Annotated in this window: 14 protein-coding genes, 2 pseudogenes and 1 riboswitch; of the genes and pseudogenes, 13 read left to right on the forward strand and 3 right to left on the reverse strand. The window is 33.2% G+C overall.

The window, feature by feature from the left end; all coding sequences use genetic code 11:
* The first annotated feature begins 42 nt into the window (after positions 1 to 42).
* The 8 genes from KTQ83_RS01585 (at position 43) to KTQ83_RS01620 (ending at position 5,926) form a co-directional block, all read left to right on the forward strand.
* Positions 43 to 1,713, forward strand: a complete 1,671-nt coding sequence (locus KTQ83_RS01585; RefSeq protein WP_217255868.1) for a DUF975 family protein — start codon at positions 43 to 45, stop codon at positions 1,711 to 1,713.
* Between the two features lie 29 nt (positions 1,714 to 1,742).
* Entirely contained in the window at positions 1,743 to 1,865 is a 123-nt protein-coding gene (locus KTQ83_RS01590) for a hypothetical protein (protein WP_217255869.1), read from the forward strand.
* 11 nt (positions 1,866 to 1,876) lie between these two features.
* Positions 1,877 to 2,020 carry a hypothetical protein gene (locus tag KTQ83_RS01595; protein WP_217285011.1) on the forward strand — a complete coding sequence of 48 codons (144 nt, stop codon included), beginning with the start codon at positions 1,877 to 1,879 and terminating at the stop codon, positions 2,018 to 2,020.
* Positions 2,021 to 2,028: 8 nt separating this feature from the next.
* Complete coding sequence (locus tag KTQ83_RS01600) at positions 2,029 to 2,565, forward strand: shikimate kinase (protein WP_217255871.1); 537 nt, start codon at positions 2,029 to 2,031, stop codon at positions 2,563 to 2,565.
* 31 nt (positions 2,566 to 2,596) lie between these two features.
* Positions 2,597 to 2,683: riboswitch (TPP riboswitch) on the forward strand.
* Between the two features lie 43 nt (positions 2,684 to 2,726).
* Positions 2,727 to 3,488: an ABC transporter permease gene (locus KTQ83_RS01605; RefSeq protein WP_117926792.1), complete on the forward strand. Its 762-nt coding sequence runs from the start codon at positions 2,727 to 2,729 to the stop codon at positions 3,486 to 3,488.
* Entirely contained in the window at positions 3,485 to 4,483 is a 999-nt protein-coding gene (locus KTQ83_RS01610) for an ABC transporter substrate-binding protein (RefSeq protein ID WP_117926793.1), read from the forward strand. The genes KTQ83_RS01605 and KTQ83_RS01610 overlap by 4 nt, the downstream gene beginning before the upstream one ends.
* Positions 4,483 to 5,217, forward strand: a complete 735-nt coding sequence (locus tag KTQ83_RS01615) for an ABC transporter ATP-binding protein (protein ID WP_117926794.1) — start codon at positions 4,483 to 4,485, stop codon at positions 5,215 to 5,217. Before KTQ83_RS01610 ends, KTQ83_RS01615 begins: the two co-directional genes overlap by 1 nt.
* Positions 5,210 to 5,926 carry a TatD family hydrolase gene (locus KTQ83_RS01620; RefSeq protein WP_217255872.1) on the forward strand — a complete coding sequence of 239 codons (717 nt, stop codon included), beginning with the start codon at positions 5,210 to 5,212 and terminating at the stop codon, positions 5,924 to 5,926. Before KTQ83_RS01615 ends, KTQ83_RS01620 begins: the two co-directional genes overlap by 8 nt.
* On the opposite strand, the gene KTQ83_RS01625 is transcribed toward KTQ83_RS01620, so the two are convergent.
* Entirely contained in the window at positions 5,907 to 7,034 is a 1,128-nt protein-coding gene (locus KTQ83_RS01625) for a CobW family GTP-binding protein (RefSeq protein WP_217255873.1), read from the reverse strand. The genes KTQ83_RS01620 and KTQ83_RS01625 overlap by 20 nt on opposite strands.
* 59 nt (positions 7,035 to 7,093) lie before the next feature.
* Here KTQ83_RS01625 and KTQ83_RS01630 point away from each other — a divergent pair, with 59 nt between their 5' ends.
* The 3 genes from KTQ83_RS01630 to KTQ83_RS12685 all read left to right on the forward strand — a co-directional run bounded on the left by KTQ83_RS01630 (position 7,094) and on the right by KTQ83_RS12685 (position 8,793).
* Positions 7,094 to 8,110, forward strand: a complete 1,017-nt coding sequence (locus KTQ83_RS01630) for a nucleoid-associated protein (protein ID WP_117926667.1) — start codon at positions 7,094 to 7,096, stop codon at positions 8,108 to 8,110.
* A gap of 79 nt (positions 8,111 to 8,189) precedes the next feature.
* On the forward strand, positions 8,190 to 8,435 hold the full coding sequence (locus KTQ83_RS01635) for a hypothetical protein (protein WP_117926668.1): 246 nt from the start codon (positions 8,190 to 8,192) through the stop codon (positions 8,433 to 8,435).
* A gap of 115 nt (positions 8,436 to 8,550) precedes the next feature.
* The gene (locus tag KTQ83_RS12685; protein ID WP_217255874.1) at positions 8,551 to 8,793 is read left to right on the forward strand and encodes an AzlC family ABC transporter permease; all 243 of its coding nucleotides are present in this window, start codon (positions 8,551 to 8,553) and stop codon (positions 8,791 to 8,793) included.
* A 70-nt stretch (positions 8,794 to 8,863) separates the two neighbouring features.
* Here the strand turns inward: KTQ83_RS12685 and KTQ83_RS01645 are convergent.
* Positions 8,864 to 9,133 (reverse strand): annotated as a pseudogene (locus KTQ83_RS01645) (tyrosine-type recombinase/integrase); the annotation flags it as partial.
* Positions 9,134 to 9,738: 605 nt separating this feature from the next.
* Between KTQ83_RS01645 and KTQ83_RS01650 the strand changes: the two are divergent.
* Positions 9,739 to 10,375, forward strand: a pseudogene (locus tag KTQ83_RS01650) (helix-turn-helix domain-containing protein).
* Between the two features lie 139 nt (positions 10,376 to 10,514).
* Here the strand turns inward: KTQ83_RS01650 and KTQ83_RS01655 are convergent.
* Positions 10,515 to 11,135 carry a GNAT family N-acetyltransferase gene (locus KTQ83_RS01655; protein WP_217255875.1) on the reverse strand — a complete coding sequence of 207 codons (621 nt, stop codon included), beginning with the start codon at positions 11,133 to 11,135 and terminating at the stop codon, positions 10,515 to 10,517.
* A gap of 83 nt (positions 11,136 to 11,218) precedes the next feature.
* Between KTQ83_RS01655 and KTQ83_RS01660 the strand changes: the two genes are divergently transcribed.
* Positions 11,219 to 12,031, forward strand: a complete 813-nt coding sequence (locus KTQ83_RS01660; RefSeq protein WP_217255876.1) for a MerR family transcriptional regulator — start codon at positions 11,219 to 11,221, stop codon at positions 12,029 to 12,031.
* Positions 12,032 to 12,086: the final 55 nt, after the last annotated feature.

Raw genomic sequence — 12,086 nt, forward strand, 5'->3', positions numbered from 1 at the left:
CTTTTTGAAAATATTTTACTACAGATATGCTATTATTTAAGTATGAAACTCAAAGAAATTAAGAAAAATGCACATAAAAATGTAAAAACTCACTATGCGACCTATTTAGTGTTATGTCTTGCAGCAGTACTTATGGGAAGTGAATTTAGTTCGACTTTATCCCTTTTAAAACAAGATAATGCCAAGAGAGTTTCAGGCCTATTAATGCACTCTTCTTTTGTGAAGTCGATGACATTTTTACTTCCTGAAGACGTCTTTGGTACGACCAACGGTGTATTTGCACATGTGGTAAATGGAATTACTTCAGGATCCTTTGTGAAGACACTATTTTTAGGTTTATCTACCATTGTTCATTCAAAAGATATTGCGGGTATTTGTTTTGTCGTGATGGGTTTATGCATATCTGTGTTTTATAGAGTGTATATTGTGAATGTATTGCCAGTCATCAATCGCAGACTATTTTTGGAAGGAAGAGTTTATGCAAAACTTCCACTTGATCGATTGGTTTATTTAATGCGAATTCGTAAACAGATGAATGTTGCGTTTGTGAGGTTAGTGAAATCTATGATTTTAATAATTATGAACTTTACTGCGATAGGAGGCGTCTACTTTTACTATGTGTATTTCTTAGTGGATTATATCTTAGCTGAAAATCCGACGATATCTTTAAAAGATGCACTTTCTTTATCTCGAAATATGATGAAGGGACATAAGTTGGAATGTTTTAAATGGCAATTTTCAATGGCTGGATGGTACATTCTGGATGTTTGTACATTTGGGATTAGTGCTATATTTTATTCGAATATGTATCGTATGGCTGTGATGAGTGAATTTTATACACTAAGAAGAAAAGAATTTCAAAGTGCTATCTTAAATGATACGTATTTATTTGAAAAACCAAGCAGTGCTTTGATGCGTAATACGTATTCGGATGTAATTGCGGCATTGAATGCGAAAAATCCAATAGAAAATGCGTATACGGGCGTAAAAAAATTCTTGTGTGATAATTTTGGGATCATCTTTCATTTGAGTTCAAAAGAAAAACAATATGAAAGATATACCTATAATAAAATGGAAGCTGAAACTATGATTACCGAAGTGTATTTATTATGTTATCCAGTAAGGCTATCTCCAATTGAAGAGGAGTATAAGAAGTCAAATCTTCGTGTTTTACATCCAAATCGAAATTATACAGTAACATCTATTTTAGTCTGTTTCTTCTTTATGTGTTTTGTCGGATGGATCTGGGAAGTGAGTCTATCTATGATTAGCTATGGATGTTTTGTGAATCGCGGAGTTTTACATGGTCCGTGGATTCCTATTTATGGTTTTGGCTGTGTTTTAATTTTACTTTTATTAAAACGATTTAGAATGCGCCCCAAAGTTGAATTTAGTATGGCCGTACTTCTTTGTGGATGTATTGAATACTTTACTGGTTTCTTTTTAGAGCTTACGCATAATGGTCAAAAATGGTGGGATTATACAGGCTACTTCTTAAATCTTCATGGAAGAATTTGTGCGGAAGGCTTATTGGTGTTTGGCATTGGTGGTATGGCTTTTGTCTATGTGATTGCGCCATTAATTGATAACTGGGTTAAAGAACACTTAAATAAAAAATTATCTGCGGCATGTTTGGTTTTACTTCTTTTATTTGGTGCAGATGTTGTTTATTCGCACTTTGAACCTAATGTAGGAGAAGGTGTGACTCAATGATAAAAAAGTAAAATGGAAATCAAATCAAGATGATTGCGATCATTGCGATGTTTATGGATCATTTCGCAACTACATTTTATCCGAATTATGAAAAGTATTGGTGGCTTTTATTGATTCATTTAATTGGACGAGTGGCAGCACCTATCATGTAGTTTATGGTTTGTTGCAGTTCGGAATTGTTTTAGTATATCCGATTATGTCTTTATATGATGGAACAAGAGGAAAGAGTACATTTATGAAATGGTTTTTTTATTGGTTCTATGTGGGACATTTAGTTTTATGTGGATTGATTCGTGTAATGATGTAGAGGGAAAAATGAAAATATTAATTTTTGGGATGTGTAACATTGGAAAGAGCACTGTTGGTGAGTTCTTGGCAAGGAAATTAGGTTACGACTTTATCGATATGGATGCGAAAATCAAAGAAAAGTATGGAACAATGCTTGGTTTTCAAGATGAATATAGTGATCAATATGAACGTGATGAATTGCGTGCAGAAATGATTTCATCTTGGATCAAAGAAAATGAAAATGTAGTCATTGCCCTAAGTCCTATTGCGTATTTAGATGCATATGAAGATTTCTTTGAAGATTCAGATATTATTTGTTTCGACTTAACAGATCGAACTGAAAATGTTTTTAAACGCTTGGAATTTACGGATGATAATGACAATCTTTTGCACATCCCTCAATCGTATCTAAATAAGCATAAGGCATATTATATGAGAGAAATACAGGCGGATTTTGATTATTTCCATACTTTATATGCATCCAAAATGGATTCGATTTCAATGGATGGTAAAAGCTTAGATGGAATTGTTGAGGATATATGCAAGAAATATAAATTAGTCTAAGATTGTGATATAATCAATGGGCAAGTAAAAACATACATGACAGGGGTGCAAATGCTGAGAAAAACCCTTATTACCTGATCTGGTTAATTCTAGCGTAGGGAGTCATATCGATTGATGGTGGCACTCTAGGGTGCCTTTTTTATTTGGAAAGGAGCTAGTGAATGAAGAAAAATCGTAGAATTGTCATGCCGTTGCTTGTGTTTATTCTAGTGATTGGTGGCTGGGAATTATATGTGCGTGTATTTGATATTTCACTTTATATTTTGCCAAGTCCATCAAAAATTATCAGTGCACTTATTGAGAATTTTGATATTCTAATGCAACATTCGCTTGTTACGTTGCAAGAATCAATCTTAGGATTGTTGATTAGTACTTTCTTTGCGATACTTATTTCAATTTGTATGGATCTATCCAAAACATTTAAGACAAGTGTTTATCCATATTTGATTGTGACACAAACCGTTCCTATTATGGTTTTAGGGCCTTTGTTTTCAATTTGGTTTGGATTTGATTTGTTGCCCAAAGTGTTAATTGTCATATTTATGTGTTTTTTTCCGATTGCGATATCCTTTACGGATGCCTTGTCACAAGTGAATGAAAAAGAAATCAATTTATTAAAAAGTTTTGGTGCCAATCTATTTCAAATCTATAAAATTGTTAAGATTCCATCGGGTGCCATTGGCTTATTTTCAGGATTAAAGGTAGCGGCTACCTATTGTGTGGGCGGAGCTATTGTAGGTGAATGGCTTTCAAGTAGAGCAGGACTTGGTTATTACATGCTTCGTGTAAAAAACGGATATATGTTAGATAAAGTCTTTGCGTGTGTATTGATGATTATATTTTGGAGCATTCTATTGAATTTAGGAGTGACTCTATTGGAAAAAATATTATTTCCACATTTACGAAAAGGAGAAAGAAAATGAAAATTTTAAAGGCAATGTGTGCAGCTGCTGTTGCGTTAAGTTTAGTTGGCTGTGCTCAAACATCGAATTCTGATAAAGAATTAACAAAGGTTACATTGATGTTGGATTATACGCCAAATACAAACCATACTGGTTTCTATGTAGCTAAAAACAAAGGATATTATAAAGAGGCTGGTTTAGATGTAGATATTATTGAGCCAGGTGATAATGCGACAACTTCAATGGTTGCGGCTGGAAAAGCTGATTTTGGAATCTCTTACCAAGAAGATGTTACGTATGCCCTAACAAGTGAAGATCCACTTCCAATTAAAACAATTGCGACAATTATCCAACACAACACTTCAGGATTTGTTTCTTTAAAGAGTGCAAACATCAATTCTGTAAAGGATTTTGAAGGAAAAACATATGCAGGATGGGGAGCACCAAGTGAAGAAGCTGTCATTAAAGCGGTTATGAATGAAGCGGGTGCTGATTTTAGTAAGTTAAACATCGTAGGATCTGATGGGTCTGGTATTGCAGGACTTAGTGATGAAGTTGGTAAAAATAAAGTGAACCTTGGATGGGAATTCTATGGTTGGGCTATTATTAAAGCACTACAAGATGGATATGATTTAAACTATATGCCATTAGCTGATTTAGATAATCGTTTGGATTACTATACTCCGGTTATTATCACCAACAAAAAGATGATTAAAAAGAATTCAGATACAGTTAAAAAATTTATGGAAGCTACTAAAAAAGGATATGAATATGCGATTGATCATCCAAGTAAAGCAGCTGAAATCTTACATGAGGATGCATTGTCAGATACAGATTTGAAATTCCTTAAAGAAAGTCAAAAATATTTAAGTAGTCAATATGCCAAAGATGCAGATTCATGGGGTGTTATGAAAGATTCTGTATGGGATAATTATACAGATTTTATGTATGAAACAGGATTGATCAGTCAAAAGATTGATGCGAAAGATCAATATACTAACGAGTTTGTAAAATAATGAAGCTATATGTTGAAAAGCTAAATCTTGAATTTTCAGGAAAAGAAATATTAAACGATATTTCTTTTTCTATTCAAGAAGGTGAATTTGTTTCCATTCTAGGGCCAAGTGGATGTGGAAAATCCACCATTCTAAATGTATTGGCAGGATTAATTGAAGATTATTCTGGCTCCGTATTTGTGGATGATGAACCAATTACAGGTATTAGTAGTCATTTTGCATATATGCCACAAAGTGACTTATTACTTGAATGGAGAACGATTTTAGATAATGTTTGTTTGTATGGCGAAATTAATCATGATAAATCAATAAGACAAAGAGCTTTAAAAGAATTTGAAACATTTGGTATTTCTGGTTATGAAAACGCATATCCATCGAGTCTTTCAGGAGGAATGCGCCAAAGAGCTGCCTTTTTGAGAACTTCTTTGTGTAAAGCGGATATTCTTTTATTAGATGAACCATTTGGAGCGTTGGACGTTATTACTCGAAATGATATGCAAGATTGGTTGTTACAATTAAGAAAGAATTATAATCGTACTACTTTATTAGTTACACATGATATTGATGAAGCTTTATATTTATCGGATCGTATTTTGATTTTATCGAATAAGCCAAGTCATATCTTGCAGGAAATAGACTTATCTAAAGAAAAGAAATCGAGGGATTGGTTATTTTCACAAAGTGATTTGAAGAAACAAGTTTATGAATTGTTGAAGGGTGAAAATCATGCATGATGCACATTATCATTATTCAAAAGAAATAAATGCGCTACAGAATGAATATGGAATTTCTGGTATTTGTAACGTCGCAAATGAAAAAGAATTTGAACTTGTCCATCAAAAGCAGTTGTTCTATTCTTGTGGAATACATCCTTGGAATGCAAGTTTAGATACATTTGAATCCATGCTTCCTTTGTTAAAAAAGGCACCTATCATTGGCGAAATCGGCATGGATAGTGTATGGTGTGATTTGGATTTAAATATTCAAAAAGAAGTGTTTGAAAAACAGCTTCAGCTTGCACATGCTTTAAATAAACCGGTTATTCTTCATACGAAGGGTCAGGAAAAAACAATACTTGAATTGATTCGTAAATATCCAAATACATATGTTGTACATTGGTATGGATGTATGGATTATGTCAAAGAATATGATGAAGTGGTATCTTATTTCACGATTGGTCCTTCAATTGGAAAAGAAGAGGAAGTAACGCATTTAGTAGAACAAGTATCTATGGATAAATTACTTATGGAATCCGATGGTATTGAAGCTGTGAAATGGGCTATTGATAGTGACGATTATATTGCTGCTTTAAAAAATGAAATTACTATGGTGGCTTCGTTAAAGAATCAATCGTATTCTGAAGTTGAAAGAATTTTGGATCAAAACTTTTCAAAGTTAAAAAAAAATAGGAGAATTTCTTCTCCTATGCAAGACAGTCATTGAACTGTCTTTTTATTTGTTCTTCATTCATATTCTTTCCAATAAAGACTAATTGATTGATTCGATCTCCATACTCTTCATCCCAGTTTTGAGCTAGTTGAGGATTGGCTTTTAATAAATCCATTTGATCTTGTTTTGGAGCTGACGCAATCCATAATGAGTCTTCTGTAAGTGAATTTAATTTACCAGCTTGTTCAAATAAGTAGGCAGAATCAGGTTGGTTATCAAACCATACGTAGCCTTTGGTGCGAATCACATTCGGATAGTTATTTAATAGATTTGTGAATTTCTTTAAATCCAATGGTTTTCTTGTTTGCCACACAAAAGTAGAAATTCCATATTCTAAAGCTTCACCTTCGTGATTGTGATGATGGTGTTCGTGTTCTTCGATTTCGTGAATCCAACCAATGTTGTTTTGTGCTTTTTCATAATCAAAGTTATGTGTGTTTAAAAGCTCTTCTAAATTAACTTGGCCAAAGCTAGCCTCAATGATTCCGGCATCTTTACATAGTTTATGAATGACTGCCTTGATTTCATTTTTCTCATTTTCGTTGACGGTTTCTGCTTTGTTTAAGATAACGGTATTACAGAATTCGAGTTGCTGCATCAATAAAGAGTCTAAAGAATCTTCATCTTCACAAGGTTCTAATAAGTGTTTACCACAAGTGAATTCATTTGACAATCTTGCAGCATCGGCAACGCAGATGATGTTGTCTAAGTGGAATAGTTCTGGTAATCCTCTAGAATATAGTGTTTCATTGGCGTAAGTAATGGTTTGCGCAATGGGGATTGGCTCGCAAATACCACTCGCTTCAATGATGATGTAATCAAATTTATTGGATGAGGCTAAGGCTGAGAGTTGTTGTAAAAGATCTAGTTTTAGTGTGCAACAAATACATCCATTGGTAAGACCTACAACGTCTGTGTCTTCTTTTTGAATTTGTGCATTTTTATCAATTAGTTTTTGATCGACATTGATTTCACCAATATCATTGACAATAATCGCAACTTTATATCCTTCTTGATTTTTTAGAATGTGATTTAATAAAGTGGTTTTGCCAGCTCCTAAATAGCCAGTTAATAATAAAATAGGTATCGATTTTCTTTTCATTTTTAAAACCTCCTTTACTTATTGTATAATATTTGCGATAAAAAGGAGTAAATTTTTTTATGACAATTTTATATACATCTTTCCATATATTGGATTTAGACAATGATACACTACAAAGAAAAGAGATGCCTGAAGAATTCCAAGGTTTTGTGAAGGAATATATTGAGTATGCGAACTCAAATGAGAAAAATAAAATGTATACCATTCATGATGAACAAACACAAGTTGTTTCGTGTATTCGTCAAATGGCATTGAATCAAGAAAAATGTGAAGTTCTTACAGATAGTATTGCAGATAAGCTTTTGATGAGTGAAAAACTTGCACAAGCAAAAATCTATCGCATGGGTTCTAATGTGAAAAAGGGAAGTTTAATTCAGGCTTTGGTACAAAATAGTAGTGATGAACTTTTATTTGTGGTTGCTAAAGTGGAACATTCAAAATGGTATGATGGAAGTGATTTATCAAAGAAGTATGGATTTTCAGGAGATAAGAAATCATTGTGGAAATCAGCTGTATTTTCAATGTATGAAATTAATTCGCATATAGTATTTAAAGATGTTAAGGCATATTCAGATACTATGGCAAAATATTGGACGGTTTCATTCTTGGAGTTAGATGAAGCTAGGGATGATGCCAAAAATACATATTCCGCATTTAAGGCCGTGGATAATGAATTGAAGAGCGCTGTAGAACCTGTTTCTAAAAAGGATTATGTAAAGTTATCTAGTGAATTGCAGAATGTGATGAATACACCACAGCAGTTAAACTACAATCAATGTATTGATAATTTAATTGATTCGTATTCTTTTAGTGAAGAAGAAATTGAGAAAGATGTTATTAAAGATTGTTTACTAGCGCTTCCTGAACGTAAAAATTTTGATACAGAATTTAAAGTTGTTCCCGAAAGCTTGAATAATAAACGTACAAAAAAATTCCAGATATCTCAAGGTATTGAATTAACGATTCGTTCGGATGCCATGGAATATCCAGATAAGATTGTATCGACTGTAGTGGATGGAAAGCGTGTCATTCAAATTGTTTGTGAGGATGATGATACGTATGATGCGTTTGCTTAAAATAAACTGAAAAATTTTTGTTTGTATAAATACGAAAATAGTGGTTTAATTAGTACATTATTTAAAGGGGGTATTTCAAATGAAAAATAAGAATACATTAACAATTCTATTATACGTTTTTGCCGTTTTATCGTTAGCTTATACGTGTTATGCGGCAATCCAAGCATATAATACGTTTACTTCATATTACAGTACAAACTTAAGTGTAGTGAATTTGGTTTTGTACATGATTACGACGTGTTATGAAAGCATCTGCTTTAGTGTGCTTTTCTATGCGTTAGGCGTATTTAGTGAAATGTTTCATAAGAAGGAAGAAGAGAAATAGTTTTACACTGTTTCTTTTTTCTTTAGCAAATGATTATGAAGAAAGATTTTAAAGTAGGGGCCAAGGCAGCAATCCAATTATTTTAGGATATATTCCTGTTGGAATAGCGTAGGGTATGTTGGCTAAAGCAACAGGATTAACATTTTTTAGAGCATTGAGCTTTTCCTTGTTTGTGTATACAGGAGCTGGACAAATGGCTGCTGTCACAATGTTAGCTCAGAATGTTGCTTATGTAATAATTATATTTACAGTCTTTATTAATAAATTATATATGTCTTTGACTATCTTTTTATACCTTCTTAAATGTCTGCAAAGCCTTATTTTATCGGCTGTACGGGCATTTTTTCTTTTGTGGTAAACCTCACATATCTAGGTCTATCTTCTTATATTTTCGCTATCAAGCGTGGTTAAAATCGTGGTAAATACTTCTATGCGATTAGACGCTGAACCTCTGATTTTACAGTATCTATGGACGCATGAGCATACCAGTTCATTGTGATACTGATATTTGAATGCCCCATGATATACTGTAAATCTTATGGATTCATGTTCTTGCTTGCCAGTCTTGTGCAGAATGTATGGTGTAGTGTATGTGGTGTGATATGTGGCAAAGGGTTTTCCTTATGGTGCTTGTTGTATTTCTTTACCATACGGACAAAAGGCATATTGTAATCAATCGCAACCTTGGGTTTTCCTTTTATACTATATCTTGATACATGGGTAAGACGTGCAAGTTCTCCTTGTGAAAGAGCGCTTGCAAGATGTTTGTTCTTCATTTCAAGTGCAAATTCTAAATTGTTCATTGTATTCCTCCAATCCTATAATAGCCTTGAAATACCTGTAAACCACTATTCAAAAGAATGTGAAGTTACTATCTTCTTAAAACTTCATATTACTCCTTGCAGCTTTGGGGTTGTATGATTTTTTACTTGTCTTTTGTGAAATAGTGCCCCCTGTTAGATAACGGAGGCACAGACAAGGCTCGCCAGCCGACAAAGCATTTCCGTCCTTTGACGGCAATCCGTCATGTCGTTTTTGCTCATGTACGCCAACAGTCCTGCAATGCTCTGTCGACAAGTCCTGTTTTACCCTTTTTAAACAAATTCCATTTCAACCGATATTCATATCTATGGGTTTAATCAGATAGGTATTTCTTTTTGAATGTTTTTGTATTTCATTCTATTGTGCCTATTCAATTACAAGAACATAGTGATTCCTATATGCTTAATGATCAATATCTATTTTTGTCTATATAAATCATATTAAGCATGATAGATTTATAATAGCAAAGGTATAACGAGATATGGAGGGGTATGCAATGAAAATAAGCCATTTAGGAAATAATATACAGACCATAAGAAAATTTAGAGGAATGAAACAACAGGAGCTTGCGGATAAAACCGGTATCAATATGCAGAGCCTTTCCAAGATTGAAAGAGGGTTGAACTATCCTGCTTATGAAACGTTGGAAAAGATAATGGAAGTGCTGGACGTAACACCCAATGAATTGTTATCGGGGAATGGAAATATGTTAATCAGTCTGAAAAAGAAGTCCGTCAGTTTTTGAGAGCAGAGGAACGATTAAATGCAGAATTGAAGCATGGACATTATGATAACTTCTTTGACAGCGAGGAAGAATGGCTGGAATACGAGTTAGAAAAGTTACGGGAATACATTACCGACTACATCAATGGAACAAGCATTGAAGCGTCCGACCTTTACCCAATCAAAGACTTTATCCAACATTTGAAATTCCAAAAACTGTTAAACCGCCATGATGATTTATACAGCATGGATATGTTTGGGAAAGCATTGAGGAACACAAGTATAGGACACCTTATCAAGTCGTGAAAATGATAAACCCGAATTCAAAAGAGGATATGGAACTGTTATCGAAATTACCGTGGATAACGGATAATTTTGATGATGAGGACGAATAATCTTTTTCCTCTTACGAAAAGATACAGTAAACAAAAAGCCTGATCAAGAGTGCATAACACCACCAATGGCGGCAAGCTCTTGACAGGGCTTTTTTTTGCTATGGCAGGTAATCATGGGAAGAAAGAATAACTGTTATCATTAACATTGATAGTCATAAATAAAGAATTTCATTACCGCTTGCTGTCCTTTGATGTTAAATATGTGTTCCTTTTCTAATCGTCTTTTCATTCCTTGATGTTCATAAAAACCATAATTACAGCTTGTATCTGTAAACAAATAAAATTCTTTCAGTTTTTCCTGCTTCATGTAATCGAGAGTTGACTGAAAGAGTATTTTACCAATTCCTTTTCCTCTACATGAAGAACTTACAGCAAATAAGGCAAGCTCTGCCGGATAAATTTTGTTGTTTTCATTCAATAATTGTTTATCTATTCCATTGACGTTACCAAAAATTTTTGAAACATTCCGACCCTCTTTTGAACTATATAAGGATAGTATTGATTTTATTTGTAACAGTCGATTTGAAAGAGGACATTTATGTTTAGAAATATTGTTAGCTAATATAATACCAACCACATTTCCATCAACTACCGCTACTCTTGAAAATGTATAGTTGGTTAAACAACTGCTTAAAAATACTCTTGCTAGTTTAACCGCTATTTTGGGACTGCTAAAATCATCATAATGCCATGTTTCCCTAATGATAGTTTCTAAAGCTTTAAAATCTTGTTTTTGATATTCACGTAATTTTATTTTCATTGTTCTTCTCCTTGTTTACATCATTCATATCATATATGATAAAGTATACAGTAACTGTAATGTAAATAAGGAGTTTTAAGAAAATGAGAAAAGAGATTAAAAAGCTGACAACTGCACAATTTGCAAAATTACACGAAGTAAACAAACGCACATTACATTATTATGATGAAATCGGGCTTTTCCGTCCACTTACAAAATCTGATAATGGCTATCGCTATTATGATATTTCACAAAGTATAGATTTTGAATATATCCGTATGTTGAAAGAATTAAATATGAGTATTGAGGAAATCGAAACATATCGAAAAAATCCTACACCTGCTGATTTCTTAAAAATTGTGAACGAAAAAGAACAAGAAGTTGATAAGCAAATTCAAAAGCTGAAAGATATTAAAACTGTAATGCAGAGCAAGAAAGAACAAATATTTTTTTGTGAAACTTTACAGGAACGGGAAATCAGAATTGAAGAATGTAAATCAGAAAGGCTTTTAGTCTATCCTTATGATTTCTCAGAAGATGATATAACACAAATTTTCTCTCGTTTGAAAGATATATGGGGAATAGAACAAATACGAATGGGAATGGGAAGCTTTATTTCGCTTGACAATGTATATAAGATGAACTTCGATAAATACGAGGGAGTATACACGATTGCCTTAAACAAAAAATCTGTTCCGAATAGTTTTATAAAACCACAAGGAAAATATCTCTGTGGTTATCAAAAGGGTAAATGGGATAAATTACCAGCCTTATATCAACAGATGCTTGATTATGCTCATGGAAATAATCTACAACTTACTGACTATGCTTATGAAGTTGGCTTGAATGATTTTGTTATTTCTGATGAAGCTGATTATATTACAAAAATTATGATTAAGATTAATGAAAACTCTTGACTTTACAGTTCGTGTATAGTTTATACTCTTTTGTACCAAGATACAGGGGAGTGTA

It is taken from the genome of Holdemanella porci (genome assembly GCF_019052655.1).
GTDB classification, from domain to species: Bacteria; Bacillota_I; Bacilli_A; order Erysipelotrichales; family Erysipelotrichaceae; genus Holdemanella; species Holdemanella hominis.

What these genes read in the sequence shown, in the direction of transcription:
- KTQ83_RS01635 (WP_117926668.1), top strand. Translation starts at nt 8,190, where the DNA reads ATGAAAAATAAGAATACATTAACAATTCTATTATACGTTTTTGCCGTT.
- KTQ83_RS12685 (WP_217255874.1), top strand. Translation starts at nt 8,551, where the DNA reads ATGTTGGCTAAAGCAACAGGATTAACATTTTTTAGAGCATTGAGCTTT.
- KTQ83_RS01600 (WP_217255871.1), top strand. Translation starts at nt 2,029, where the DNA reads ATGAAAATATTAATTTTTGGGATGTGTAACATTGGAAAGAGCACTGTT.
- KTQ83_RS01585 (WP_217255868.1), top strand. Translation starts at nt 43, where the DNA reads ATGAAACTCAAAGAAATTAAGAAAAATGCACATAAAAATGTAAAAACT.
- KTQ83_RS01605 (WP_117926792.1), top strand. Translation starts at nt 2,727, where the DNA reads ATGAAGAAAAATCGTAGAATTGTCATGCCGTTGCTTGTGTTTATTCTA.
- KTQ83_RS01590 (WP_217255869.1), top strand. Translation starts at nt 1,743, where the DNA reads ATGATTGCGATCATTGCGATGTTTATGGATCATTTCGCAACTACATTT.
- KTQ83_RS01655 (WP_217255875.1), bottom strand. Translation starts at nt 11,135, where the DNA reads ATGAAAATAAAATTACGTGAATATCAAAAACAAGATTTTAAAGCTTTA.
- KTQ83_RS01615 (WP_117926794.1), top strand. Translation starts at nt 4,483, where the DNA reads ATGAAGCTATATGTTGAAAAGCTAAATCTTGAATTTTCAGGAAAAGAA.
- KTQ83_RS01660 (WP_217255876.1), top strand. Translation starts at nt 11,219, where the DNA reads ATGAGAAAAGAGATTAAAAAGCTGACAACTGCACAATTTGCAAAATTA.
- KTQ83_RS01610 (WP_117926793.1), top strand. Translation starts at nt 3,485, where the DNA reads ATGAAAATTTTAAAGGCAATGTGTGCAGCTGCTGTTGCGTTAAGTTTA.
- KTQ83_RS01630 (WP_117926667.1), top strand. Translation starts at nt 7,094, where the DNA reads ATGACAATTTTATATACATCTTTCCATATATTGGATTTAGACAATGAT.
- KTQ83_RS01625 (WP_217255873.1), bottom strand. Translation starts at nt 7,034, where the DNA reads ATGAAAAGAAAATCGATACCTATTTTATTATTAACTGGCTATTTAGGA.
- KTQ83_RS01620 (WP_217255872.1), top strand. Translation starts at nt 5,210, where the DNA reads ATGCATGATGCACATTATCATTATTCAAAAGAAATAAATGCGCTACAG.